The 25,297-nt window shown below is 50.0% G+C and carries 24 protein-coding genes; 18 read left to right on the top strand and 6 right to left on the bottom strand.

Translation table 11 applies throughout. The features are described 5' to 3' along the window. Positions 1-10: 10 nt before the first annotated feature. Positions 11-142, bottom strand: coding sequence for a photosystem II reaction center protein Ycf12/Psb30 (gene psb30, locus AWQ21_RS04735; protein ID WP_012306608.1), 132 nt, complete (start codon positions 140-142; stop codon positions 11-13). A 150-nt stretch (positions 143-292) separates the two neighbouring features. Between psb30 and AWQ21_RS04730 the strand changes: the two genes are divergently transcribed. Then, positions 293-652: a YkgJ family cysteine cluster protein gene (locus AWQ21_RS04730; protein ID WP_065713537.1), complete on the top strand. Its 360-nt coding sequence runs from the start codon at positions 293-295 to the stop codon at positions 650-652. Between the two features lie 172 nt (positions 653-824). Here AWQ21_RS04730 and AWQ21_RS16375 read toward each other — a convergent pair whose 3' ends face one another. The 4 genes from AWQ21_RS16375 to AWQ21_RS04715 form a co-directional block, all read right to left on the bottom strand. Beyond that, positions 825-965: a hypothetical protein gene (locus AWQ21_RS16375; protein WP_198159688.1), complete on the bottom strand. Its 141-nt coding sequence runs from the start codon at positions 963-965 to the stop codon at positions 825-827. Between the two features lie 336 nt (positions 966-1,301). Next, positions 1,302-2,702: an NAD(P)(+) transhydrogenase (Re/Si-specific) subunit beta gene (locus AWQ21_RS04725; RefSeq protein ID WP_065713536.1), complete on the bottom strand. Its 1,401-nt coding sequence runs from the start codon at positions 2,700-2,702 to the stop codon at positions 1,302-1,304. Between the two features lie 3 nt (positions 2,703-2,705). Next, positions 2,706-2,996 carry an NAD(P) transhydrogenase subunit alpha gene (locus AWQ21_RS04720; RefSeq protein WP_012306612.1) on the bottom strand — a complete coding sequence of 97 codons (291 nt, stop codon included), beginning with the start codon at positions 2,994-2,996 and terminating at the stop codon, positions 2,706-2,708. Between the two features lie 74 nt (positions 2,997-3,070). After that, positions 3,071-4,216, bottom strand: coding sequence for a Re/Si-specific NAD(P)(+) transhydrogenase subunit alpha (locus tag AWQ21_RS04715; protein WP_065713535.1), 1,146 nt, complete (start codon positions 4,214-4,216; stop codon positions 3,071-3,073). 197 nt (positions 4,217-4,413) lie between these two features. Here AWQ21_RS04715 and AWQ21_RS04710 point away from each other — a divergent pair, with 197 nt between their 5' ends. From AWQ21_RS04710 to AWQ21_RS04630, 17 genes are all read left to right on the top strand, one after another. After that, positions 4,414-5,283 carry a DUF2808 domain-containing protein gene (locus AWQ21_RS04710; RefSeq protein WP_232315068.1) on the top strand — a complete coding sequence of 290 codons (870 nt, stop codon included), beginning with the start codon at positions 4,414-4,416 and terminating at the stop codon, positions 5,281-5,283. A 183-nt stretch (positions 5,284-5,466) separates the two neighbouring features. Next, positions 5,467-5,604 carry a 50S ribosomal protein L34 gene (gene rpmH, locus AWQ21_RS15855; RefSeq protein ID WP_012306615.1) on the top strand — a complete coding sequence of 46 codons (138 nt, stop codon included), beginning with the start codon at positions 5,467-5,469 and terminating at the stop codon, positions 5,602-5,604. A gap of 63 nt (positions 5,605-5,667) precedes the next feature. Continuing rightward, the gene (rnpA, locus tag AWQ21_RS04705; RefSeq protein WP_065715220.1) at positions 5,668-6,018 is read left to right on the top strand and encodes a ribonuclease P protein component; all 351 of its coding nucleotides are present in this window, start codon (positions 5,668-5,670) and stop codon (positions 6,016-6,018) included. After that, positions 6,008-6,400: a PH domain-containing protein gene (locus tag AWQ21_RS04700; protein ID WP_065713533.1), complete on the top strand. Its 393-nt coding sequence runs from the start codon at positions 6,008-6,010 to the stop codon at positions 6,398-6,400. The genes rnpA and AWQ21_RS04700 overlap by 11 nt, the downstream gene beginning before the upstream one ends. Positions 6,401-6,574: 174 nt before the next feature. Continuing rightward, entirely contained in the window at positions 6,575-7,741 is a 1,167-nt protein-coding gene (yidC, locus tag AWQ21_RS04695; protein WP_065713532.1) for a membrane protein insertase YidC, read from the top strand. A 6-nt stretch (positions 7,742-7,747) separates the two neighbouring features. Further along, positions 7,748-8,239: a R3H domain-containing nucleic acid-binding protein gene (locus AWQ21_RS04690; RefSeq protein ID WP_065713531.1), complete on the top strand. Its 492-nt coding sequence runs from the start codon at positions 7,748-7,750 to the stop codon at positions 8,237-8,239. A 112-nt stretch (positions 8,240-8,351) separates the two neighbouring features. After that, positions 8,352-8,852: a DUF177 domain-containing protein gene (locus AWQ21_RS04685; protein ID WP_065713530.1), complete on the top strand. Its 501-nt coding sequence runs from the start codon at positions 8,352-8,354 to the stop codon at positions 8,850-8,852. A gap of 103 nt (positions 8,853-8,955) precedes the next feature. Beyond that, entirely contained in the window at positions 8,956-10,452 is a 1,497-nt protein-coding gene (locus tag AWQ21_RS04680) for an AAA family ATPase (protein WP_065713529.1), read from the top strand. A gap of 84 nt (positions 10,453-10,536) precedes the next feature. Beyond that, positions 10,537-11,037, top strand: a complete 501-nt coding sequence (locus AWQ21_RS04675) for an SH3 domain-containing protein (protein ID WP_065713528.1) — start codon at positions 10,537-10,539, stop codon at positions 11,035-11,037. Between the two features lie 539 nt (positions 11,038-11,576). Continuing rightward, positions 11,577-15,257, top strand: a complete 3,681-nt coding sequence (locus AWQ21_RS04665; RefSeq protein WP_065713526.1) for a PAS domain-containing hybrid sensor histidine kinase/response regulator — start codon at positions 11,577-11,579, stop codon at positions 15,255-15,257. A 5-nt stretch (positions 15,258-15,262) separates the two neighbouring features. After that, positions 15,263-15,628: an Hpt domain-containing protein gene (locus AWQ21_RS04660; RefSeq protein WP_065713525.1), complete on the top strand. Its 366-nt coding sequence runs from the start codon at positions 15,263-15,265 to the stop codon at positions 15,626-15,628. A 132-nt stretch (positions 15,629-15,760) separates the two neighbouring features. Beyond that, a complete protein-coding gene (locus tag AWQ21_RS04655) occupies positions 15,761-16,852 on the top strand; it encodes an ArsA family ATPase (RefSeq protein WP_065713524.1) in 1,092 nt (363 codons plus the stop codon). A 22-nt stretch (positions 16,853-16,874) separates the two neighbouring features. After that, positions 16,875-17,189: a nucleotidyltransferase family protein gene (locus AWQ21_RS04650; RefSeq protein ID WP_065713523.1), complete on the top strand. Its 315-nt coding sequence runs from the start codon at positions 16,875-16,877 to the stop codon at positions 17,187-17,189. Next, on the top strand, positions 17,176-17,526 hold the full coding sequence (locus tag AWQ21_RS04645) for a DUF86 domain-containing protein (protein ID WP_065713522.1): 351 nt from the start codon (positions 17,176-17,178) through the stop codon (positions 17,524-17,526). The genes AWQ21_RS04650 and AWQ21_RS04645 overlap by 14 nt, the downstream gene beginning before the upstream one ends. A 343-nt stretch (positions 17,527-17,869) precedes the next feature. Then, complete coding sequence (locus AWQ21_RS04640) at positions 17,870-19,309, top strand: isochorismate synthase MenF (RefSeq protein ID WP_232315067.1); 1,440 nt, start codon at positions 17,870-17,872, stop codon at positions 19,307-19,309. A gap of 60 nt (positions 19,310-19,369) precedes the next feature. Then, the gene (gene bchH / locus AWQ21_RS04635) at positions 19,370-23,080 is read left to right on the top strand and encodes a magnesium chelatase subunit H (RefSeq protein WP_065713520.1); all 3,711 of its coding nucleotides are present in this window, start codon (positions 19,370-19,372) and stop codon (positions 23,078-23,080) included. A 96-nt stretch (positions 23,081-23,176) separates the two neighbouring features. Next, positions 23,177-24,037, top strand: coding sequence for a restriction endonuclease (locus AWQ21_RS04630; protein WP_065713519.1), 861 nt, complete (start codon positions 23,177-23,179; stop codon positions 24,035-24,037). Between the two features lie 28 nt (positions 24,038-24,065). On the opposite strand, the gene AWQ21_RS04625 is transcribed toward AWQ21_RS04630, so the two are convergent. Then, the gene (locus AWQ21_RS04625) at positions 24,066-25,199 is read right to left on the bottom strand and encodes a beta-ketoacyl-ACP synthase (protein WP_065715219.1); all 1,134 of its coding nucleotides are present in this window, start codon (positions 25,197-25,199) and stop codon (positions 24,066-24,068) included. Positions 25,200-25,297: the final 98 nt, after the last annotated feature.

The raw sequence follows: 25,297 nt of genomic DNA, 5'->3' as shown, positions 1-25,297 counted from the left end.
TGAGAAAAAATTACATATCGCCGCCACGAATGGCCAGCAAAAAGATAACAACAGGCCCCGAAATGAGGATCAAAGAGACAAAAGTCAACTGAAAAATCACTTCAAAGTTGAGGCTACCAAAAAAACCTGTGATAAAATCCATATTTCTCCTATTCCTGAGTTAATGCAAAAAACAGGGTAAATTTTTTTTTCCTAAAAATCAATGTCTATCATACCCCGTCAGGCCTGCCTTGCTTTGCTGAGAATAGGCAAAAATCAATGAAGTTTTGTAACGCCCCGGAGACGGATCCCGATGCCCACTTGGCAATGTATTGAAAACTGTGGCGCTTGCTGCCACCTCGAACCCGGCGATCGCCCCGACCTTGAGGACTACCTCAGCCCCGCTCAACTGGAGCAATATCTCGCCATGGTCGGCCCCGATGGCTGGTGCATCAACTACGACCAAGCCAACCGCAAATGCACGATCTACGCAGAACGCCCCCGTTTTTGCCGTGTTCTCCCAGAAACATTTACCGAAATGTTTGATGTGCCCACCGAGGAGTTGCAACAATTTGCCATTGACTGCTGCCTCGAACACATCGATAGCATCTATGGTGACGAAAGCCCAGAAATGGAGCGCTATGTTGCCAAAGTCGTCAACGTCGGGCTGTAAAAGGTTTTCCCGAAGAAGAATTTGATCCCAAAGATTAGGGGGCTTTTTTCCAAGGGCTAAACAAGATTTACCCAAAAAGAAAGAGTACCAGCCCAAGGATTCTGGTACCCATCGATACTTGAAATACTGTCTAGTTGTTGTTGATGCCCACAACCTAAAACCAAGTTACCAACTAATCTAAATCTGACGATCCATCATAGGGATCACCATCAAATGGTTGTACACCGACCTCTGGCACAGGTTCTTCATTCGGTGAAAAAATCCGATTGATGCCCTGTAAAACATACTGGAAAAGCTTTTCTAACATTTTCATAGTTGCTGTGCCTCGTCACGTCTAATCACTTGAAATACAATGGTTAGAACCACGAAACAAACCGGGTTTGCCACTGCACTTTAAGATTGTCTGTCGCTGAGATTTGTTATTCAGCTCTATGACTATTATTAGGGGATCAGTCCCCTGGGGTGATCGCTTAGTTGCGATTCTTGAAATTGCGTTAGGGTTCTGAAAGTCGAAAAAAGTGAATGCTCCTGTATATGTAAAAAAAGACAAAGCCAAGTCAATCAAAAACCCTAATCGGTTAACAATTAGGGCTCAATCATAAATACAATCTTTAATTAACTAACAACTTCAGAAAATACTGTTAGCTTCCTAAAGCTCTTTTACTTCAGAAGAAATTTTTTCTACCATGTCTTTGGCACTGCCAAACAACATCATTGTTTTATCTTTGAAGAACAGCTCATTTTGCACCCCAGAAAAGCCTGTACTCATACTGCGTTTGATCACAATGGTGGTTTTGGCTTTATCTACTTCTAAAATTGGCATGCCGTAAATGGGACTACCTTTGTCATGGCGCGCCGCGGGATTCACCACATCGTTGGCACCAATCACTAAGGCCACATCCGTATTATCAAACTGGGGATTGATATCATCCATGTCATAAAGCTGGGTGTAAGGGACATTGGCCTCCGCGAGGAGCACATTCATATGCCCTGGCATCCGACCCGCCACGGGGTGAATGGCATATTTGACTTCTACGCCTTTTTTCTCCAGCATATCGGCCAGCTCTTTGACGGAATGTTGGGCCTGGGCCACAGCCATCCCATAACCGGGAATAATGACGACGCTGCGGGCGTAGCCAAGCATCATGGCACTTTCTTCGGGGTCTACGCTTTTAATGGCGCCATCAATGGCCGCACTACTTCCGTCTTCTGGGGCACCGCCATCACTCCCAAAGCCCGCAAACAAGACGTTAGTGATGGAGCGGTTCATGGCTTTACACATGATTTGAGTGAGGATAATCCCCGATGCCCCCACCAGAGCCCCGGCAATAATGAGCATATTGTTGCCCACCACGAACCCAGCCGCACTGGCAGCTAGACCAGAATAGGAATTAAGTAGCGAGATCACTACCGGCATATCACCACCGCCGATGGGGATGACAAAGAGAACGCCCAGTACGAGGGAAATGCCCACCAAGCTGAGAAAAATATTCGGATCCGGATTCACGAACAGATAAAGACTGCCGCTGAGAAAGCCTGCCAGAATGGCAAAATTGATAATCTGTTGGGCGGGGAAGATCACAGGACGACCGGGCAGGATACCTTGTAATTTGCCGAAGGCAATAAGGCTCCCGGTCAGGGTGACGCCGCCAATGAGTACTCCTAAAATGATCGTGAGGCTGGTAGTGATAGAGAGAGTTTCTCCAAGGGATAGGAGTCGCCAAAATTCGGCGATCGCCACCAGGGCCGAAGCTGCTCCCCCCAAACCATTAAAGAGACCGACCAATTGGGGCATATCGGTCATTTCGACTTTTTTCGCCGTGATCACGCCGATGATACTGCCGATGACGATCCCCCCAGCGATCAGGCCGTAGTTTAAAACCTGTTGATTGAGCAGGGTCGCCACCACGGCTAGTAACATGCCCACCGCTGCAATGGTATTTCCCTGACGGGCCGTTGCGGGGGAGCCTAATTTTTTTAATCCCAGGATGAAAAGACAGGCCGCCACTAGATAACTGAGTTCAATGCCGTTGGTAAGTAAGCTATCCATCGCCTAGGCCTCCTTCTTCTTAAACATTTGCAGCATCCGGTCTGTGACCAGAAAACCGCCGACAACATTGATCGTGGCGCAGACCACTGCAATGAGACCGAGGATGACCGTTAAATTCCAGTGTTCTTCACCAGAAACTAAGAGGGCCCCAATTAAGGCGATACCAGAGATGGCGTTGGCACCGGACATGAGTGGCGTGTGTAGCGTCGGTGGGACTTTATTAATTACTTCAAAGCCCACAAAGGAAGCCAAGACAAATACGAATAGGCTACTGAGCAGTGTTGCTGTTGTCATGAACAGTCAAAACTCCTTTAGATAAGATGAATAAATTTAGGTTCAAGTTCAAAACTGAAAAAATTACCTGTTTTTTAGGCTGTGACCGCCATTTGTTGCAGGGCGTCTTTGACCCGTTGATTGCGAATTTCTCCCTGGTGGGTCACACAAACGGAATCTAGGATGTCGTCGGCAAAATCGAGATTAATCGCGCCTTCGGGAATGAGCAGTTGCAGCAAGGTCGCCATATTCTTGGCAAACATTTGACTCGCATGGACAGGCACCGTGGAGGGAAGATTAATGGGGGCAATGATCGTTGCACCATGGACTTGAACTTCGCGACCCGCTTCACAGCCTTCGCAATTGCCTCCTTGTTCGCCAGCGAGATCGATCAAAACTGATCCGGGTTGCATCCTGGCAATCATGTCATCGGTTACGAGCACGGGGGCGCGGCGACCAGGAACTTGGGCGGTGGTGATCACCACGTCAGCGGTGGCCACATGGTCTGAAATGAGGGCTTGGCTTTTCTTTTTCGAGTCTTCAGAGACTTCTTTGGCGTAGCCTCCGGCCGTGGCGGTTTCCTCTTCTAGTTGTACTTCGACAAATTTAGCGCCGAGACTTTGGACTTCTTCTTTGACGGCAGGCCGGATGTCAAAGGCTTCGACCACCGCGCCGAGTCTTCTGGCGGTGGCGATCGCCTGGAGACCAGCGACCCCAGCCCCAATCACAAACACCTTAGCTGGACGAATGGTGCCGGCGGCTGTGGTCAGCATCGGGAAAAACTTGGGTAGGGCAGCGGCGGCGAGTAAAACAGCTTTGTAACCAGCGACCCCAGCTTGAGAAGACAGCACATCCATACTTTGGGCGCGACTGGTGCGGGGGATCAACTCCATGCCCAAGGCGGTGATGTTTTTGTCGGCTAATTTTTGGATGATTTCTGGTTGTCCCAGGGGATTCAGCAAGCTTGCCACCATTGACCCTTCCGGCAAGAGGGCCACCTCTTCTTCTGTGGGTACAGCCACCTTGACAAGCAAATCAGCTCCTCTCCAGAGGGCTGGGCGATCGCCAACGACTTTTGCCCCCGCTTCCTCATAGGCGGCATCGGGATGGAGAGATGCTTCACCAGCCCCAGCCTCCACCTGGATTTCCCAGCCTTTTTTCACAAGACGAGAAACCTGATCCGGCGTCAGGGCCACCCGACGTTCTCCAGCAACGGTTTCCCGAGCAACAGCAATTTTCATAGAAACTCCTTAACGAAACAATAGCAACAGACTGAACGGTAGATGTAGAGCAATTCAGTGGCAAAACCTTGAGAATCTAGGGCCGTCGGCCATCCCCATAAGGCTGTTACGGCGTCTTTTCGCAGTGTAGTGCTATCTTTTCCTGGACGGACACCCTCTGTAATGTGTCTTATCAGTTTTTGTAAATCTCTGTTGCGTTGGCACTTCTTCGTCAGGATTTCGTCAAGGGAGTTGCTGAAAACGCAAACTTTAGTCACAATCGGTTACAGACTTTGAAGGCGCCTGTGAATATGCAACTCTTCCGTTCTCCCCTTTCCCGTTTGGCGATCGCCACCACCCTGTTAAGCAGTAGCCTGACCTTCATGCCCCAAATGGCTGAAGCCCGCCAACCCTGTGGATCGTTTACGATCAACTGGGGGGGAACCATTCCCCAAGGGGACATTCTCAAGTGTGCCGTTGAATATAATTCCGGTGCCCGCCGCCGCGATCGCTACTACCTAGAGATCAAAAAAAGTAAAATTGTCGACCGCTTCCAAACCTTTGAACTCAGCTTTCCCGACGACTTTGATGGTCGGGTCGATGACACAAAAATCCGCGTTCGGGTCAATGGCCGGGAAGTCGCCCTCAACGAAGCCGCTACCGCCTGGGATCCCGATAGCCTATCCGCGGATCCAGCCCAACAGAGCCAAACTATCCTCGGTAACATTGCCGCCAGTGCCACCACACCGGATCGCGGTGGTGAATTAGTTCTGGTCGATGGCGAATTGGTGTTCCTCGATTCAGAAACCCTCGCCGCCCAACAGGCTAACCAAAACAGCACCACCAACAGTAATCCTGCCCCTGAACCAGACATTGCCGTTGAGCCAGAAGAGGAAGGCCCCCGCAGTCGCTCCCTGGTGATCACCCTCGCGGAACCTCTCAGCCCCGAAAGCGATGTCGAGATTATCCTCGATAGTGTCAACAATCCTTCCAGAGGTGGCATGTATTTGGTAACGGCCTTTGCCCGCAGCCAAGGAGCCCCCCTCCCCAGCCGTTTGGGCGCTTGGTTATTGGATGTGGATTTTTAGGGATTACCAGTTTCTCTTTCCTTGGATGTTGACCGGAGCAAATGCAATCAATTTCGCCGGAGTCCTTGGTTAACTTGACGGACACGGTATAATTAGAGACTGTCATTTTCTGATTTTTTCGGCAAGGCGGCGATCGCCTCCGGAGAGAGCACCTATTTTCAAAGGAATATAAGGAGGACTTCCATGACTAAACGGACCCTAGGCGGCACCGTCCGCAAACAAAAACGTACTTCTGGTTTTCGGGCTCGTATGCGCAGCCACACCGGCCAAAATGTTATCCGCGCCCGCAGAAAAAAAGGCCGTCATCGCCTTACTGTTTAATCCAGAGCGCAAACCATTATTTTGGTGAGGGGACTTGCGGTCTACCTCACTCTCATTTTCTTTGTGGGACTGCCAAAAGTACACCGCCTAAAACACTGGCGTGATTTTAAAACCATCTACAGTCAAGGGAAACGCTTTCGCGGTGAAGCCCTAGCAATCATTCTCTTGCCTCAGCCAGCGGCCCCAACCAAAATTGGCATCAGCATCAGCCGCAAAGTCAGTAAAAAAGCAGTGGTTCGGAATTTAATTAAACGCCGTATTCGCCACGCCTGTCGCACGCTACTGCCCCAGATTCAACCCGGTTGGCACATCGTCATTGCTGTGCGGTACAACGCCAGAGAATGCGAATATGAGCATTTTTTGCAAGAATTAAAAAGATTACTCATCCAAGCCGAGGTATTCCATGGGCATTAAAGAAGATGTGATTTATGAGGGCGGCCCCCATGTTGGGGATCTGATCTTCAATATTTTGCTGGGGTTCACGGTGATCTGCTTGCCGCTAACCGTCGGAGCGATTGTCCGGGCTTTGTGGCTCCGCTATCGCATTACCAGCCGGCGCATCTCGATTACTGGGGGCTGGCAGGGGCGCGATCGCACCGATATTATTTACAGCGAAGTGAGAAAAATCGTCAAGATTCCCCGGGGATTTGGCCTGTGGGGCGATCTGATTGTGACCCTCCAGGATGGCAGTCGCCTAGAATTGCGCTCCATGCCTAACTTCCGCGAGATCTACAGTCACATTGCCGAAAAAGCAGCCGACCGCACTGGGGTACCCCTAGAGGCGATCGCCGCCTAAGCGTAGATAAAAATTATCGATTATTTTCTGGGTGAAATCCCAGTGGTTAGTCGGGAGAAACGTGGCCCCTAATCCCATTTCTCCCATCGCTTTTTTAGAAAAACCATTAAAAATAAGAACTAAACCCGATAAACTAACCCTTAAACAACTCATAGCTAGACGAACTTCAGACGCATGGATTTTGGGATCGGATTTTTATCAAACAACGTGATGTTGCCAATCCTAGATTTTTTCTATGGCATTGTGCCGAGCTACGGCTTCGCAATCATCGCCCTGACCCTTGTGATTCGATTTGCCGTTTATCCCCTAAGCGCCAAATCGATCCGCAGCATGAGACGCACGAAGATTACCCAACCCCTAATGCAAAAGCGGGTGAAGGAAATCCAAGAGCGCTACAAAAATGACCCAGCAAAGCAGCAAGCCGCGATGTCAGAGGTCTATAAAGAATTTGGGAACCCCCTCGCTGGTTGTTTACCGATTCTGTTGCAGATGCCCATCCTCTTCGCCCTCTTCGCAACCCTGCGAGGATCGCCATTTGCCAACATCAACTACACCGCCAACCTGCAAATTCTCCCCAGCGAGAAAATGGAGCAGGTACAGCCCCAGGCGGTCAATGTAAAAACTCAAAATGTTTACTTTGATAGCGGCGTCCATTACCCGATTACCCTCTCTTTGCCCGTAGGTAACAAAATTGGCGTCGGCGAGACAACTCAATTTGTTCTCCAGAGTGACTCCGGGAAGGATTTTGCGACCCTGGCCACTGAATATCCAGACAACAATCTCCAGCCCAGCTTTGAAATTACCAAAGGTCAAGAACGGGTAGAAATTCAACCCGATGGCACCCTCGTGGCCCTTGCTCCTGGTGACGTCAGCGTCCAAGTGACTGTACCGGGGATCGCCGCCAATAAAGGATTTCTCTTCATTGAAGCCCTGGGCCGCATTGGCGTAAATGGTGACGATGGTATCCACTGGGATATTCTCGGCATGGTGCTGTTTTTTGGGGTGAGCCTTTACATTAACCAGACCATTTCTGGGGGGGCGCCTAGCAGCAACAACAACAGCGGTGGCGATCAACAGCAACAAGCCCAACAAACGGTAAACAAAATTACGCCGTTGATTTTCTCAGGGATGTTCTTGTTTTTCCCGTTACCGGCTGGGGTATTGATGTACATGACGATCGCTAACGCGTTCCAAACAGTACAGACGTTTATCCTCACGAAGGAGCCTTTACCAGAAAATCTCCAGAAACTGGTGGATGAGCAGGAAAAGTCAGAGAAAGGGCGCGACAAGCTCCCCTTTGAGCGAAAAGGTAGTAAGAAAAAAGAGAAAACTTCAGGTTAAGGGCAGATGAACGAGACCAAAATCCAACAGGGTGAAACTTGGCTGGCGACGCTACTTGAGTTGATGGCCCTTCCGGCTCCGGTCACTGCGACGGTGAAACAAGGCCTTGATGGGGAAGATTCTCTCTGGTTGACCATTGATCACCAAGCACTCTCTGAGGCCCAGCGGGAAAAATTAATTGGCGATCGCGGTCACTTAATTGATGCGATGCAATATTTAGCCAACATCACCCTAAACCACGATCTACCGAAGGAGGAGCAATACCCCCTCACAGTAGATCTGGGGGGCTACCGTGAAAATCGCCTGAATGAACTTAAGGCGATCGCCACTGAAATTGCCCTCCGGGTGCAGGCGACTGGGGAAGCAGAGGCGATTGATGATTTATCTTCGGCAGAACGGCGGCAAATGCACGGCTTTTTTAAGGAATTTCCCCTCCTAAAAACCGAAAGTAAAGGCCAAGAGCCCCACCGCCAACTCATTGTGCAATTGGCTCCATGATGGGTCTTCAGCCTAAAGATTTCCCAAGAGGCGGGCCTTGTCCCGTCTTTTTTGTGGGAATTTTACGGTAGGATGGGGCTGATAAATGCCGCGTCATCGGAGGTTTGAGGTGATGGATCGGATTTTTATTCCCCGACTGTTGAAAGCCCCCCAACAGCAGGAGCAATTTGCTTTTGCGGAAACCCTAGCGGATTTGGAGACCTTGACTCCGGTGCGGGGTGAAATGGCGATCGCCCACCGCCAAACTTACCTCGAAGTCATAGCCCAGGCCGAAACGATCGTTACTCTCACCTGCGATCGCTGCCTCCAGCATTACAATACTCGCCTCACCGTAGACCGCACCGAACTGATTTGGCTCCAGAATAACCCTGGCGAAGATCTCCCCGCAGAACGGGAAGTCAGCCTCGAAGATTTGGATGAATCCTTAGATCCCCACGGCTACTTTGAACCCGAAACCTGGCTTTATGAACAATTCTGTTTAGAAATGCCCCTGCGGAAGGTCTGCGATCCCCAACGTTGTCCTGGAGCAGAAACAAGCCAAGATGATGGGACGCCCCAAATCGATGCCCGTTGGGCTAAGCTGGCTGACCTCAAGCAGCAGCTCTCTTCCTAGCAAAAGAGGCAGTCGCACAAGGATGATGACCCTTGGTTTTGGAGAAATTTCCCCCTAAGCTTAAACATTAATTGAGTTGCCCTGTGCTGAAAGCGCTTTACCTATGACCTTCCGCGAAGAATTTAGCCTCCTTCTCCGTGCCTGTTACCCGCTGCTTTATATCCCCACCCTCGAAGAAGAGCGGGTTGAAGGGGCGATCGCCCAATGTGCCGCTACCCTCGGACAGCGGACAGTCTACACCTGGGATTTTGTGGATGGCTACCAGGACAACCCCAACAACACTGGTTTTGGGAAACGGAATCCGCTCCAGGCCCTCGAATTTATTGAAAAGCTCCCCCCCAATATTGGTGGTATCTTCATCCTGCGAGATTTTCAGCGGTTCCTCGAAGACATTGCGATCGCCCGGAAATTGCGCAACCTGGCCCGTCGTCTCAAGGCAGAACCGAAAAATATTGTAATTGTCGCCCCAGAGGTGAAAATTCCGGCAGATTTGGCGGAAGTGCTCACCATTGTGAAATTTCCCCTGCCCACCGCGAACGAAATCCGTACTGAAATTGAACGCCTCCTCCAGGGCGTCGGCCAAACCCCCGAAGTTCAACTGCTCAATGAGTTAGTCCGAGCCGCCCAGGGACTTTCCCTCGAACGGATTCGCCGTGTGCTGACCCTGAGCCTGGCGAACCATGGCCAAATCCAAGCAGAAGACGTAGAACTCATCCTCGCCGAAAAGCGCCAGTCCATCCGCCAAACGCAAATTTTAGATTTCTATCCGGCCACCGAGCAAATTTCTGACATTGGCGGCCTCGATCGATTGAAGGAATGGTTATTGCGTCGGGGAGGGGCATTCAGTGAAAAAGCACGGGAATATGGTCTGCCCCACCCACGGGGACTGTTGCTAGTGGGTATCCAAGGCACGGGGAAATCTCTCACCGCCAAGGCGATCGCCCACCATTGGCATCTCCCCCTCCTGCGTCTCGATGTGGGGCGTCTCTTTGCGGGCTTAGTGGGTGAATCTGAATCCCGCACCCGGCAAATGATCCAGTTAGCCGAAGCCCTTGCCCCTTGTATTCTCTGGATTGATGAAATTGACAAAGCTTTTGCTGGAGCCGATGGGGGAGGCGATGGGGGCACGACTAGCCGTGTCTTTGGGACTTTTATCACCTGGCTGGCAGAAAAACAAAGCCCCGTTTTTGTGGTAGCTACGGCCAATAAAATCCACACTCTGCCCCCGGAAATGCTCCGGAAAGGCCGCTTTGATGAAATCTTTTTTGTGGGCTTACCCAGTCAAGCGGAACGAGAAGCGATCTTTAATGTCCATCTTTCCCGCCTCCGGCCCCATAACCTCAAAAACTACGATGTAAAGCGTTTGGCCTACGAAACACCCGATTTTTCTGGGGCTGAAATTGAACAAACCTTGGTCGAGGCCATGCACCTGGGCTTTAGTCAAAATCGAGACTTTACCACCGACGATATTTTAGAAGCCGCGAGTCAAATCATTCCCCTAGCACGCACCGCGAAAGAGCAAATTGAATTTTTGCAACATTGGGCGACCTCTGGAAAGGCCCGCCTCGCCTCGCGACAACAAAATTTTTTGAACCCCTAAGACCCCCTGGGAATGGTCAATTATAATGCTTTTTATGGGCTGTGCCTTTGATGTTGTTGGTGTCCTGGTCAGAGAGCAGATTTTATGAATATTTCCAATCTTTTTCAATTTATTCTTGGTTTTATCCTTGGGGTATTTCTGTTGGCGGTGGGCAGTGTCGGAGCCGCTTACTATTTCTTTAATCGCATGGCCGCGGCCCCACCGAAACCAGTATTTTCTGAGACTGTAGCTGATCCCCCAGAAACCGCCCCGACATCACCGCAATCCCAAGAAACTGAACCTGAACCCACTGCCGTGGCTGCCAATGATCTTCCAGAGACGACTGAGGCCGAAGCAGAAGAAGCTCCAGAACCAGAAGTTGCTGATGAAACATCGGCAGATGGCTATAAAGCGACGGTGACTTGGTCGAGTGGTTTGAGTTTACGGGCCGAACCATCCCAGGATTCCGCTCGCCTAGGGGGGGTTGATTACAATTCTGAGGTGACGGTGTTGGGGATGAGTGCAGACGGTACTTGGCAACAGATTCGCCTTGAAAATGGCACAGAGGCCTGGGTTAAGGCTGGCAACCTTCAGAAAGTCAATTAATCAGTTTTCTTCAGAAAATCAGCGAGAAACCCCGTCCTTCTAGGACGGCTTTATAGGCTGTAAAATAAAATAAGTTGAGAGCGATAATCAAGTTTTCAGCGACCAAATTTAACTTTTGAATACCGCAGGGCTTGCGGGAAGGCTTAAGCCGAAAGTCTGTGGAGCGAACAGTAAGACAATAAAAACTCATTGAGGGTAGAGGCTGTTGCAAAACCCCAGCGACGGGAAGAAGCAGAAACCTAAGTCGTGAGTCTTAGGAATCACCGTTCCTTGAGGTCGGTGAGGATGTCAAATTGTTCAATTGATATGCAGCGGCAGGTATCCTTAGGAGTATAAAGATATAAAGTTCTAAATCAAATTTGTGGTGTAATGCCTGCTCTGTCCAAAGAAACCTTCAATCGTCTACTGGTAAAGTTCCGTGATTTGCCTAGGGAAGCGTTGCTTTTACTGCTGGCCCTGACGATTGCGGGGTACTTGGGTAATTACTTTAAACTGAATTTATTTTTTGGAATCGATTTTTTATTTGGCTCCATTGCGGTTTGGCTAATTCTTTTTTTTATGGCCCTTTTTTCGCAATTGTCGCGGGGGCGATCGCCAGCTTACATACGTTCTTTCTGTGGCACCATGTTTATGCGATCGCCATTTTTGTAGGAGAGGTGCTGTTCGTTAGCTTTTTTTGGCAGCGGCAACGCCACGATATCAACATCACCTTTTACAATGCCCTCTATTGGCTATTTATCGGTATACCTCTGGTCTTTTTGTTTTATTCTCTCTTTCTTGGGATGAATCTTCAGGGGGTCACAACCGTCGCTCTAAAGCAAGCCGTTAACGGTATTTTTAATGCAGAGATTGCTAGTTTAATCATTAATTATCTACCGTTTGCCCAGAGATTTTTTCAACATCATCGCCAACGACGTCAATCTCTACAGACCATTATTTTTAATGTTTTGTTGGCTTTTATTGTGTTTCCGATTCTCACTTTAATGGTCTTGAATGGGCAGGAGCGTTTCCGTACCATCGAACAGGAGGTGAATAGTGTTTTGGTCTCTTCTAGTGCCTCCCTCGCGGAAGAATTGAGATTATGGGAAGGTGATTATCTCCGCGCTAGTCAGTACGTCGTCGATGTCATTGCCAATGATCCAGAAAATTTGACTAGGGCCAAAAATGCCATTCGGGGCCTCCAAGCGATCTACCCAGAATTAAACTATATAGCGGTGTTGGATGGGACAGATAATTTAGTTTTAGCTTCGGATAATCGCTCTGGGACAAGCAATCTAGAGAAAAAAACCGAAATCAATGCCCATGTACGTGAATATAGGCAAAATTCCCAGTTTTTAGAGAAAGGCATGGTCGCAAGGGTGAACGGGGAAGAAGGCGGGCTTCATATTGACTACCTGTTGCGGATACCTGGGGACAGGGGGATATTTTATATCGATGTGGAGGGGGAGTTTATGGGCAATTTGCTCCGCCGTAAGTTACAGGCCGTTAAGCAATATCCCCTCCGGGCGATCGCCTTAACAACGGATGATAATGTGGTGATTGCAGACTCAGCAGGAGAGGAAAAACCAGGACAGTTATGGACTTGGTATGACCAGCGAGACAATCAACCCCTGTCGGTGCGTACGACAGTTTCCCTACCGCCGCGGGCCCTTAGTCTATCGGCCATGTCCCGGTGGCAACAGGCTTTTGGTTTTATTGAGCAGCCCTTAGTGGAGACGCTACTGCCGGCCAAGTTATCTTTGACCCTGGCTTTGGCCCCAAGCATTGACACATTGGAACTTTATTACATCCGTAGCCTGACCATTGTGTTAGTGCTGTTACTGCTAGCGGTGGTGACTGCCGAAAAAATTAGTCGTTGGTTGACAGCTCCCCTGAATCAACTCAGCTCGATGACCACGGATATTCAACAGCAGTTGCAAAATCGAACCCCAACCCGTCCCCTAAAGAGCCAAATCCGCGAATTCGACCGCCTCAACTACAATTTCGGGGAAATGCTAAAAACCCTCCGGCAGCAGTTCCAATCGATCCAGGCAACCACTCTCAATCTTGAAGAACAGGTGCAGGCCAGAACGAAAGCCCTTTCTGAGGAGATCCAGCAACGGCAGTTCATTGAGCAACAGTTACGGCAAAGTGAGCAACGCTATGAATTGGCGATCGCCGCTACCAATGACGGTATTTGGGATTGGGATCTGCGCTCGGATCAAGTTTATCGATCCCGGTCTTGGTTTCGTCTCTTGGGCTACGAAGAATCCGATTTACGGCCTCAGATTACGGATCGTCGGATGTGGGCCGATCTCGTTCATCCCGATGATCTCGCCCAAGCCCAGGTCGCCATGACAAACCATCTCCAGGGACTGAGCGAAAGTTATCAAAACGTCCATCGTCTGCGCCATCATGATGGCCAATACCGGTGGATTTTAAGTAAGGCAAAGTGCCTCAAAGACGACCAAGGCAACCCCTACCGCATCGTCGGTACTATCACTGACATTACAGATAAAGTAGAGGCCGAAACCCAACTTAAGATCGCCAAGGAAGATGCAGAACAAGCTAACCGTGCTAAAAGCGAGTTTCTGGCCACCATGAGCCACGAGATCCGGACGCCGATGAATGCGGTGATTGGAATGGCGGAAATCCTCAGAGATACAGACCTCACCGCCCAACAACAGGAATTTATCGGCATTATTCGTAATAGTGGCAGTAATCTCCTCGCGATCATTAACGATATTCTGGATTTTTCGAAAATTGAATCAGGAAAATTTGAGCTAGAGTTGCAGCCTTTTAACCTGCAAACCTGTTTGGAAAACTGTTTGGATTTGATGTCTACTCGGGCGATCGCCAAGCCCATTTATCTGAGCTATATCCTTGATCCCGATGTGCCCCACTGCTTGATAGGGGATATGCAACGCTTCCAACAAATTATGGTCAATCTCTTGGGCAATGCCGTCAAATTTACCAATCGCGGTGATGTTTCCCTCTGGGTACAACGGGTACCTTCAGACAGTACCGAAACAGATGAAACAGATCAAGTGTGTCTGCGATTTGCGATCCTAGATACAGGCATCGGCATTCCGGCACAGCAGATGACCCGGTTGTTTCAACCCTTTAGCCAGGGGGATGCTTCCACCTCACGCCGCTATGGTGGCACAGGTTTGGGCCTCGTGATTAGCAAACGACTGGTGGAGTTGATGGGAGGCAAACTTTGGGTCGAAAGTGGGGGGATCACAGCGGGTCAATTTCCCCAAGAGATGTCTCCCGAGCCGCCAAAAATTTTCCAATCTGTGGCGCGACAAACGGTCTTTTATGCGCAAATTCCCTTTACAGTGGCACCGGTTTCTCCGAAGGAGATCACCCCCCATGAACGCCCGCCCCAACTCCAGGAGAAAAACCTACTAATCCTGCACCCCAGTCCTCTCTTTGCCCAAGGAATTTCCCATTTATTGACGGTAACTGGGGCAGTAGTCTCCCATACCACCATGGCCGCCACTGCTTTGGATATCTTGAATCAACGTCCCATTGATCTTTTGATGATGGAGATGGAAACGGATCTTGTTTCCGCAGATTTTTTCCGGCAAGTTAAACAATCGAGTCAAAATCCTGACCTGGCGCTTGTGGCGATCGCCCCTCCCCTCAATACTTCCGGATCGACTAATTATCCAGCCATCTCCCAGCAGTTACAATTACATCAGCCCATCAAGCAAGAAGCCCTCTACCATTGCTTGTCTTTGGCCCTTGCCGAAGCCCAACCCACTACGGCCATGGAGCTTTCCTCTCCCTTTGATGAAACCTTGGGGCAAGCCTACCCCCTCAAAATTTTGTTGGCAGAAGATAATCTTGTGAACCAAAAAGTTGCTCTCAATGTTTTGGCTCGCCTCGGCTATGGTGTAGAGGTGGCGACCAATGGCCTCGAAGTCCTGAGCCGTTTACAAAGCGATAATTATGATGTCATTTTGATGGATGTGCAAATGCCTTCTATGGATGGCCTCGAAGCGACCAGACAGATCCGCCAGCGTTATGCCCGGTCGCCGCAGTCCCAGGGGAAGCCTCCCTGGATTATTGCCATGACTGCTAATGCGATGCAAGGCGATCGCCAACTCTGTCTAGAGGCGGGGATGGATGATTACCTGAGTAAACCGATTCAGGTGAAAAAGCTTCTCCAGGCCCTGAAGGTTGCCTACCATTACCGTCAATCTCTCCCCACTACCCAGTCTTCTTCCGAGTAAAGTCTATGGCTCCCTCCTCTGCTGCCGACGAAGTCAATTTAGAAAACTTAGCTAGGATGGTCAGCTATGACTTCGTCATCTTGCAAGACCTCGTTGAAACCTTTCTAGGAAACACTCCTCTGCTGATTACGGCGATGCAGACGGGTTACGAACAACACAATCAGGCGGAGCTTGTACGCAATGCCCATACTCTCAAGTCCACCAGTCGTCTATTTCAAATGGAACAATTTGCCCACCAATGCCAAGCCCTAGAAGAGGCTGCCCATGCCCAAGATTGGGCCCTTGTGGCGACTTTATTACAGCAGCTAGAGCAAGATTATCAGGCGATCGCCGCTGCCCTAGCCCTTAAATTGGCCCAGTTAATGACTTAAGTAGAGTCCTGACATTGATTCGGAAAAGATTCCAGGCCGTCCGCTAGTAACTGATTCAACCCAGCCCCGCAAGATAAGTCAGCAGAATCGCTACAATTTCTGTTAGATCATCATTTTGTGCAATGGAGAACTATGGCTTTTATTCTGACATTCCTTGGTAAAGGTGGGGTCGGTCGTTCCACGGTGGCGATCGCCGCCGCGAAAAAATTTGCCCAAGCGGGTAAGCGCGTTTTACTCATCGGCCAGGATCCAAGTCCCGCCTGGGGGATTGCCCTGGGGATGTCACCGAGCTTTAGTCCCGTTAACCTCGAAAATAACCTCGATGCCGTGCAGATCATGGCCACCGCTGCCCTCGAATCCGGTTGGGAACAGGTGAAAGAATTAGAAGCAAAATATTTGCGATCGCCAACCCTGAAAAACGTCTATGGTCAGGAATTAGGGATTTTGCCGGGGATGGATAGCGCCGTGATCCTCAAGGAAATTTGGGATTACGACAAAAGTGGCCAGTACGACGTAATTATTTTTGATGGCGATGGCGACCTCAACACCCTACGGTTGCTTGGCACCCCCGAAATTTTAAGCTGGTACATCCGCCGCTTCCGGGAAGTGTTCCAAGCCTCTGACCTGGGCCGTGCCATTTCCCCTTTCATTCAGCCCGTAACCAGCGCCATTTTAAATGTGTCCTGGACATTTGATAACTTCGCCGCTGAACCCACCCAAGAAGCAAACCAAGTCCTCGATGAGGGGAAAAAAGCGATGGCTGATCCCAACCGTTTCGCCGCATATCTCGTCACCGATGCCAGTGCTGGGGCGATCGCCAAAGCTAAATATCTCTGGGGCAGTGCCCAACAGGTGAATGTGACCGTTGGTGGCGTCATCGTCAATCGTAGTGATGCGGACATTGGCCCTGAATTTGAACCCTTGACCAAAGCCATGTTACCCACAGTAGAACCTGATCATTGGGAAGGTCTCGTGCCCCATCTACCAGACTTTAGCCAAGCAGCCCAAGCACCCCGCCCTCTAATCATCGATACCGCTGCTCGCCAGGTGAAAGTCTTCCTCCCCACCTTTGACAAAAAACAAGTTAAGCTCACTCAATATGGCCCCGAAATCACCATCGAAGCAGGCGATCAACGGCGTAATATTCTGCTGCCGCCGCCCCTCAAAGGTGCGCCTGTAAAAGGGGCAAAATTCCAAAATCAATATCTGGTTATTTCCCTGTAATTTGATGTTATGGCGCAGCACTATGGCCGACTTCTTCGAAACACTTCCCATTAAGCTAAATCGCCAGAATTTAGACCAAACATGTCGTAAATACAATGTTCGCAAAATGGCTTTATTTGGCTCTGTACTTCGTGAAGACTTTTCCCAAGAAAGTGATGTGGATGTTCTTGTCGAATTTCAAGCAGGAAAAACTCCTGGTTGGGAAATTGTCACCATGGCCGATGAACTTAGTGCTATTTTTTGCCGAACCGTCGATTTGCGTACTCTTGGGGACTTGAGTCGTTACTTCCGCGATGAAGTTGTTCAAGAGGCTGTTACGCTCTATGAGCAAGATTGATGATTTTACCCGCCTAAAGCACATTCAGGATTCAGCCCGCCTTGTGCTGCAATTTACAGCAGGTCGTACCCGTGATGACTTGGCGTCTGATGAAATGCTTTCCCTCGCCCTCGTTCGCCTTGTGGAAATTATCGGTGAGGCAGCCAACCATATCTCCCTTGATGTACGGGACTCTCATCCGGAAGTGCCTTGGCGACAGATGATTGGTATGAGAAATCGCTTAATCCATGGGTATTTTGATGTTGACCTAGATATTCTTTGGGTAGTTGTCTCTCACGATATCGCTGATCTTTTGATCAACATCAATAAAATCGTGACTGAACTCGAAGATTCATAAGGCGATCGCCTAATCTCATTCTAAAGGTCTATTTAGAAAGCACAAAATGACGGAATCCAAGATAAGTCAGGCAAAAAACTTAAGAAAAAGTAAAAAATGTCTAAAATAGGGGACTTTTTCGGGAAAGCAGGGCCAAATCAAGCCCGGAACCTATGAAGTTAGTCTGCGTTTCGTTACCATACATAAAATAAGCTTGAGGTCTTGATTGTAAAATTCTGGAGTGGTAGCCCGCTACAGCCGAATGGTCACTGGGAAGACATCATTGCTGGCCTGAGTGACTGCACCATCGACTGATTGCACATCTTTGTTTTTCGTTGTCCATCGTCCTAGAGGGATCTGAATTGTGGGAAAAACGCTTTGGCGCGATCGCCTAGAGCCGGATCAAAGTCACGGTTCGGCATTGGGGGAGGGAATGGGAACTTCCTGCCAACGGCGTCAACTGTCCCCATCGACCTGGCAAAAATGGTTAACCCAAAGAACGCCCGCACCATCTGGGGAAATTTTCAGCGAAATCACTCAAATTCCGGCGGTGGATAGTCTGGTGGTGCTCCGGGCCATTGAAAAAATTCTGCCCAGTTCCCTCAATCACTTCTATTGGGAAAATCGTCAACAGCAACGGTCAATCCTCAACTTTGGCACCCTAAGCGAATTAGTCCCCCAGGGAGAAGAGCGCTTTCACCAAGCCCAGCAATTTATTACCCATTGGCAACAGAGAATTCAGCGTAATCTCAACATCCCAATTCCCTACTTTTCCTGTGGGTTTACATTTTTCAGTACCCAAACCCCTGAAGCGCCTTTTCCGGCTGGCTTGGTCACCATTCCCCGTCTGCAACTGGTGCAACACCAACAGGCTTGTTTTTTAGTGCTCAATGGCGATCGCCACCAGCGTGCTCTGTTACGTCAACTAGCCCAACAATTTCGACAGTTTCTCGCGACTCTGCCCCAGGAACTCGTCCCCTCCATCGGAATTCGGGGCACTGTCTATACCGCCTCAACCGGATTTACCCAGGCTGTCCGGCGGGCACTCCGACTCATTGACCAAGGCAAACTCAGTAAGATTGTTCTAGCCCACGCCCTTGATGTCACGGCCAATCAAGCCTTTGATGTGGTGCATGCCCTGGATAATCTACGCGATCGCCACCCGGACTGTTGCGTATTTTCGCTGCGAAATCAGCGGGGTGACACATTTATTGGGGCGAGTCCAGAACGCTTACTGGCAGTGCAACAGGGACAACTAGTAACCGATGCCCTCGCCGGTTCAGCACCCCGGGGGGAATCTTTGCTTACAGACCAGCGCCTCGCCAAAAGCCTACTCCACAGTGAAAAGGAACAACGAGAACATCAGGCCGTGGCAGATTTTCTGTTGGGACAACTCCAGAGCCTCGGCCTCGATCCCCAGGCGGCCCCCCGTAAACTCCTTAAACTTTCTAATATTCAGCACCTCTGGACACCGATTCATGCCACTCTACCGCCGCAAATTCATCCCCTAGAGGTGGTTGCTCACTTACACCCAACACCAGCGGTGGCCGGCGTCCCCAGGGCGATCGCCTGTGCCGAGATTCGTCAGGCAGAAACCTTCGACCGCACCCTCTATGCTGCTCCCATCGGTTGGCTCGACAATCAGGGTAATAGTGAATTTATCGTGGCGATTCGGTCAGCTTTAATTCGAGGAAACCATGCCAGACTCTACGGTGGGGCCGGGATTGTCGCGGGTTCCCAGCCCGAACGGGAATATGCTGAAGTCCAGTTAAAATTGACCTCCCTATTGGAAGCGTTGACTTAATATTTCCCCTTAGAAAAAGTTGCTAAGATCGCGGTGTAACAGAAGGTAAAGGCCGCTCCCATGAAGCGCATTGTGATCATCACCGGGTTTGAAGCGTTTAATGCCAGCTTGTATCGGGATGCTGCCCAAAAGGCGATCGCCCGTTGTTCGGAGCTGGAGGTGTTGACCTTTAATGATCGGGATTTGGTTAGCCAACCGGAGGCCGTGGCCCAAGCCTTAGAAGAGGCGGATGTTTTCTTTGCCAGCTTAATTTTTGACTATGACCAGGTGATCTGGCTGCGGGAGCGGGTGGAAAATATTCCGGTGCGCCTTGTGTTTGAGTCAGCCTTAGAACTCATGGCCTTGACGCGGTTGGGTAAGTTCGTCATCGGTGAACAACCCAAGGGAATGCCGAAGCCGATTAAATTTATCCTGAGCAAATTTACCAACAGCAAAGAGGAAGACAAACTTGCGGGCTACCTGAGTTTCCTCAAGACCGGGCCGAAGTTACTGAAATATATCCCTGCGAAAAAAGTGCAGGATCTGCGCAATTGGCTGATTATCTATGGCTATTGGAACGCCGGCGGGACGGACAATGTAGCGGCCATGTGCTGGGCGATCGCCGAAAATTATTTGGGTTTAGAAATTGGAGAATTGCCCGCTGTGGTGGAAACACCAAATTTGGGCTTGCTCCATCCCGACTATAATGGCTATTTCCTCAGTCCCCAGGCTTATCTCGATTGGCATCGCCACACTTTTCCGGAGCACAAATTAAACCCCGTCGTTGCCGTCCTCCTCTACCGCAAGCATGTTGTCACAAAGCAACCCTACATTCCCCAACTGATCCGCAAATTTGAAGCCGATGGGTTGGTGCCCCTGCCGATTTTTATCAACGGTGTCGAGGCCCATGTGATCGTCCGGGATTGGCTGACGACGGACTACGAACAGCACCAAAGGCTCCATGGTCAGGTGGCAACTAAATCCCTTAAAGCCGATGCGGTGAAGGTTGAGGGTATCGTCTCGACGATCGGTTTTCCCCTGGTGGGTGGCCCGGCCGGTTCCATGAAAGCGGGGCGGCAGGTGGAGGTGGCGAAAAGTATCCTCACAGCGAAAAATATTCCCTACCTCGTCGCAGCTCCCTTGTTAATCCAAGACCTCCACTCCTGGACCAGGCAAGGAATCGGCGGTCTGCAAAGTGTGGTGCTCTATGCCCTGCCGGAACTGGATGGGGCGATTGATACGATTCCCCTGGGTGGTCTCGTCGGTGAAGACATTTACTTGATCCCCGAACGGGTGAAACGACTCACGGGACGGTTAAAAAATTGGATTCGTCTTAAAAATACTGCCCCAGGCGATCGCCAATTGGCTATTTTGCTTTATGGGTTTCCGCCGGGCTATGGGGCAACGGGCACAGCGGCCTTGTTAAATGTGCCGAAAAGTTTAGTGAATCTCCTGAAATCACTCCAGGCGGCGGGTTATGACGTGGGGGATTTTCCGGACGATGGCGAGGAAATTATTCGCTTGGTGAAAGCCGCTGACGAAGCCTACCGTTTGGATCCCACTTTAGCGCCCCGGCAGACCCTGGAAAATATCGATCTCAAAACCATGGATCGCTGGCTGGGCTATCTCCTGACGCAGAAAATTGAAAAACAATGGCAAAGTTTAACGAATACGGGCCTGAAAACCTTTGGGGGCAAATGTCAGGTGGGGGGTGTCCAGTTCGGGAAGGTGTGGATCGGCGTGCAACCGCCCCTGGGCATTTCTGGCGACCCGATGCGGTTAATGTTTGAAAGAGACCTCACGCCCCATCCCCAATATGCCGCCTTTTATAAATGGCTCCAAAATGAGTTTCGCGCCGATGCCCTGATTCATTTCGGAATGCATGGCACGGTGGAATGGTTGCCTGGTTCGCCCCTGGGGAATACTAGTTATTCTTGGTCGGATATTTTGTTGGGAAATCTGCCAAATTTGTACATTTACGCGGCCAATAACCCTTCGGAGTCGATTTTGGCGAAGCGGCGCGGCTATGGCACCCTGATTTCCCATAATGTGCCCCCCTATGGTCGGGCGGGTTTGTACAAGGAATTGCTAGTGCTGCGGGATTTGATCGGGGAATATCGCGAGGATCCAGAAAGAAATGATGCTCTCCGCCCCGACATTATCCAGAAAATTGTTGATCTGGGTCTGCCGGAAGATTGTCCGTTTACGGTGGGGCAAGAACAGGGGATCGCGTTTACGGTCGACAATGCTTCCTTATTCAGTAAAACCGCCCTGCAAAATTATTTCGTCCAAATTTATGAATACCTGCAAACCCTAGAGCAACGGCTCTTTTCCTCTGGCCTCCATGTCCTCGGAGAAAAACCAAGCCCGGAAATTATCTTCAGTTATCTCGCGGCCTATTTTGGCGATCGCCTTTCGGAAAATGTCCTCACCAAGGTGGCCCAGGGAGAGCAGGAAATTATTTGCGATCAACCGGAACTCTTAGAAGAAGCGCGGGAAATTGGCGATCGCCTGTTGCAAACGGACGAAGAAATGAGCAACTTGCTCAAGGGTTTGAACGGCGAATATATCCCCCCTGCCCCTGGAGGCGATTTGCTGCGGGATGGCCTGGGGGTTTTACCCACCGGACGGAATATCCATGCCCTCGATCCCTACCGGATGCCTTCCCCGGCGGCCTATGCTCGAGGTCGAGAAATTGGCAAAAAAATCATCCAGCAACACCTTGAAGAAACGGGCAATTATCCAGAGACGGTGGCGGTGATGCTCTGGGGTTTAGATGCGATTAAAACAAAGGGGGAATCTTTAGGCATTCTGCTGGAATTGGTGGGCGCAGAACCGATTAAGGAGGGCACGGGGCGCATTGTCCGCTATGGGTTGTTGCCCCTGGAGGTCGTCGGCCACCCCCGCATCGATATTTTGGCGAACCTGTCGGGGATTTTCCGGGATAGCTTTGTCAACATTATTGAATTGCTCGATGATCTGTTCCAACGGGCCGCCACAGCAGATGAAGATCCCGCCCAAAATTTCATCCGCAAGCACAGTCTCGAACTCCAGGCCGAGGGGGTCGAAAATACTACTGCTCGCTTGTTTTCCAATCCCGCCGGGGATTTTGGCTCCCTAGTTAATGATCAAGTCGTCGAAGGCAATTGGGACAGCAGTGACGAACTGGCGAAAACCTGGGAAGGCCGCAATCAATACAGCTATGGCCGCAACGATAAGGGTCAGGCTCGCCCAGAGGTTCTGAAAAAATTACTCCAAACAGGCGATCGCCTTGTGCAAGAAATTGACTCCGTGGAATATGGCCTAACAGATATCCAGGAATACTATGCCAATACCGGGGGTCTGAAAAAAGCAGCGGAAAACGCCAGCGGCAAAACGGTTACGGCCAGCTTTGTGGAAAGTTTCTCAAGAGATACAACGCCTCGCAAATTAGAATCAGTCCTGCGCATGGAATATCGCTCTAAGCTGCTCAACCCCAAATGGGCCGAGGCGATGGCGGATCAAGGTTCCGGGGGAGCCTACGAAATTTCCCAGCGGATGACAGCTTTAATCGGTTGGGGAGGTACAGTCGATTTCCAGGATGAATGGGTCTATGACCAAGCCGCAGAGACCTATGCCCTCGATGCAGCGATGGCGCAGAAGTTGCGAGAGGCCAACCCCGAAGCTTTTCGCAACATTGTTGGGCGAATGTTGGAGGCCCATGGGCGTGGTTTCTGGGAAGCTGACAATGAAAAACTACAAAAACTGAGTGATCTCTACGACCTTACGGACGATGTTTTGGAAGGAATTTAAACTCAATTAAGGCATGATTTCAAAAATTGAGATACTACTTAATCCCTTAAACTTTAAGGTGTTGATTATGTGCACGAAAATTAGTACGCATCTTTTATGAATTACTCAGCATCCCCAGTCCCTACTTTTGATGCCATGCTTATTCCTACCGTTAAAGCACTGCAAACATTAGGCGGTTCTGGCACCATTGAAGAAATCTATGAACAAGTCATTCAGCTCCTAAATTTATCCGACCAAATCCTTGAAATCATGCATGGAAATACGTCTCAGAGTGAAGTCGAATACAGACTAGCTTGGAGTCGGACTTATCTAAAAAAATACGGACTTTTAGAGAATTCAGCACGGGGAGTTTGGTCTCTAACATCTACGACAATTAATGCTGAAGAACTTGATGCTAAGGAAATTGTCAAATTTGTTCGAGAGGTAGACAAGAAGAATAAAGCTTCGATAGATTTACCGAACCAATCAACTGAAACTACGGAAAATGTAGATGAAGGAACTTGGCATCAACAGCTTCACGAAATTCTTTTGTCACTGGATCCATCCGCCTTCGAGCGATTAACTCAACGTTTGCTCCGTGAGTCTGGTTTTATTCAAGTACAAGTTACGGGTAAATCTGGAGACGGCGGCATTGATGGAGTTGGCATTGCAAGAATTAATGGCTTTCTGAGTTTTCACGTTCTCTTTCAGTGCAAGCGCTATCAAGGTGCAGTAACGGCAAGTCAAATTCGAGATTTCCGAGGCGCAATGCAAGGGAGAACGGATAAAGGGTTGATGATCACAACCGGAACTTTTACAAGAGACGCAATCAAAGAAGCAACTCGTGACGGTGCACCACCCATTGATTTAATAGATGGTGAGCAGTTAATTCAACGACTAAAGGAACTTGGTTTAGGGGTCAAAATAAATTTGATTGAGTCAGTTGATGTTGATGCCGAATGGTTTGCAAAAATTTGATTAGTTTGATGTATGAATTCTGGATTTCTTAAGAATATTTTTGAAGGGCGATCGCCCCATTTTGCCCACCGAACCCAAAGCTAAAACAGAGAGTATTTCGGAGGGAATAATCCTGGGCTTTCGTGACAAAATTCAAGGCAAATTCTGGCTGTTCTAGGCCGACGCAGGGAAAAAGCCGTTGCTCCCGCAGCATTAATACGGAGAAGGCAACTCCCAAAGCCCCCGACGCACCGAGGATGTGCCCCGTTGCCCCTTTGCTGCCACTGACACAAGGACGGTGCGGAAATAGTGTTTCGATAATCGTTGCTTCGGCCTGGTCATTTAAACGGGTGCTGGTGCCGTGGGGATGGATATGATCAATATCTTCCGGTTTTAAGCCAGAACGATCTAAACATTGGGCGATCGCCTTGATCGCAGCCTGATGATTCCCCTGGGGCGCGTTCATGTGGTGGGCATCACAGGTAAAACTCCAACCGAGGATTTCCCCGTAGATTTTGGCGTTCCGTTGCTGGGCCGATTCTAGGGTTTCGAGCAGAAAGATCGCCCCCCCTTCCCCTAAAACCAAGCCTTCCCGCCGTTGGTCAAAGGGAAAACAGCCCGTCGTCGCCAAAGCCCCCATTTTCTGGAACCCCGTAATACTCAAGGGCGTCACGGGAGATTCCACCGCCCCCACCAATACTTGATCACAGTCGCCCCGTTGCAGCAGTTCAAAGCCCTGGGCGATCGCCCATAATCCGGTGGTGCAGGCCCCCATCGGTGCTAAAACTGGCCCTTGGGAGCCAACTTGCTGGGCCGAGGCGATCGCCAATTGGTTGGGTAAATACGCTAACCAATTGCCCAAATCTTTTTGATCTCCCCGTTGATAGCCATAGCGGAGCCTTTCCCACTGCCCCTGAAAGCCCCGACTGGAACCGACCACAATCCCGCAATTTTTTAAAGGGGGCTCTAGGCCAGCATCTGTTAGGGTCGCCTCAACGAGCGATCGCCGCAGTGCTTCTAAATCTACTGGCTCTTTCCCCAACATCGCCACCGGAATGATGGGTAAATCCCCAAACGGTTGCCGCAATTGGATCGCACTTTCCCCTTGTTGTAGTTTTTGCCAAGCCTGGAGGCGATCGCCCAGGGCACAGCGTAAACCCAGGCCCGTTATCACTACCCGCACCATATCGATATCCCATCACTCAGCATCAAAAATTTTGTGTAATCCTGTCGATTTCTGTCAATCGCCGTTACCTTAAGATGTTGCAACCGATTATTCTC

Origin of the sequence: Picosynechococcus sp. PCC 7003 (assembly GCF_001693255.1) — a bacterium.
Taxonomy (GTDB): Bacteria; Cyanobacteriota; Cyanobacteriia; order Cyanobacteriales; family MRBY01; genus MRBY01.
This window is presented reverse-complemented; position numbering and strand designations above follow the sequence as displayed.

Excerpts from the sequence above, each read along its gene's own strand:
- AWQ21_RS04715 (WP_065713535.1), bottom strand. The coding sequence starts at position 4,216 with ATGAAAATTGCTGTTGCTCGGGAAACCGTTGCTGGAGAACGTCGGGTG.
- AWQ21_RS16375 (WP_198159688.1), bottom strand. The coding sequence starts at position 965 with ATGAAAATGTTAGAAAAGCTTTTCCAGTATGTTTTACAGGGCATCAAT.
- AWQ21_RS04685 (WP_065713530.1), top strand. The coding sequence starts at position 8,352 with ATGGATCGGATTTTTATTCCCCGACTGTTGAAAGCCCCCCAACAGCAG.
- AWQ21_RS04645 (WP_065713522.1), top strand. The coding sequence starts at position 17,176 with ATGAGCAAGATTGATGATTTTACCCGCCTAAAGCACATTCAGGATTCA.
- AWQ21_RS04680 (WP_065713529.1), top strand. The coding sequence starts at position 8,956 with ATGACCTTCCGCGAAGAATTTAGCCTCCTTCTCCGTGCCTGTTACCCG.
- AWQ21_RS04675 (WP_065713528.1), top strand. The coding sequence starts at position 10,537 with ATGAATATTTCCAATCTTTTTCAATTTATTCTTGGTTTTATCCTTGGG.
- AWQ21_RS04690 (WP_065713531.1), top strand. The coding sequence starts at position 7,748 with ATGAACGAGACCAAAATCCAACAGGGTGAAACTTGGCTGGCGACGCTA.
- AWQ21_RS04650 (WP_065713523.1), top strand. The coding sequence starts at position 16,875 with ATGGCCGACTTCTTCGAAACACTTCCCATTAAGCTAAATCGCCAGAAT.
- AWQ21_RS04655 (WP_065713524.1), top strand. The coding sequence starts at position 15,761 with ATGGCTTTTATTCTGACATTCCTTGGTAAAGGTGGGGTCGGTCGTTCC.
- AWQ21_RS04730 (WP_065713537.1), top strand. The coding sequence starts at position 293 with ATGCCCACTTGGCAATGTATTGAAAACTGTGGCGCTTGCTGCCACCTC.
- psb30 (WP_012306608.1), bottom strand. The coding sequence starts at position 142 with ATGGATTTTATCACAGGTTTTTTTGGTAGCCTCAACTTTGAAGTGATT.
- AWQ21_RS04725 (WP_065713536.1), bottom strand. The coding sequence starts at position 2,702 with ATGGATAGCTTACTTACCAACGGCATTGAACTCAGTTATCTAGTGGCG.
- bchH (WP_065713520.1), top strand. The coding sequence starts at position 19,370 with ATGAAGCGCATTGTGATCATCACCGGGTTTGAAGCGTTTAATGCCAGC.
- AWQ21_RS04720 (WP_012306612.1), bottom strand. The coding sequence starts at position 2,996 with ATGACAACAGCAACACTGCTCAGTAGCCTATTCGTATTTGTCTTGGCT.
- AWQ21_RS04630 (WP_065713519.1), top strand. The coding sequence starts at position 23,177 with ATGAATTACTCAGCATCCCCAGTCCCTACTTTTGATGCCATGCTTATT.
- AWQ21_RS04700 (WP_065713533.1), top strand. The coding sequence starts at position 6,008 with ATGGGCATTAAAGAAGATGTGATTTATGAGGGCGGCCCCCATGTTGGG.
- rpmH (WP_012306615.1), top strand. The coding sequence starts at position 5,467 with ATGACTAAACGGACCCTAGGCGGCACCGTCCGCAAACAAAAACGTACT.
- yidC (WP_065713532.1), top strand. The coding sequence starts at position 6,575 with ATGGATTTTGGGATCGGATTTTTATCAAACAACGTGATGTTGCCAATC.
- AWQ21_RS04660 (WP_065713525.1), top strand. The coding sequence starts at position 15,263 with ATGGCTCCCTCCTCTGCTGCCGACGAAGTCAATTTAGAAAACTTAGCT.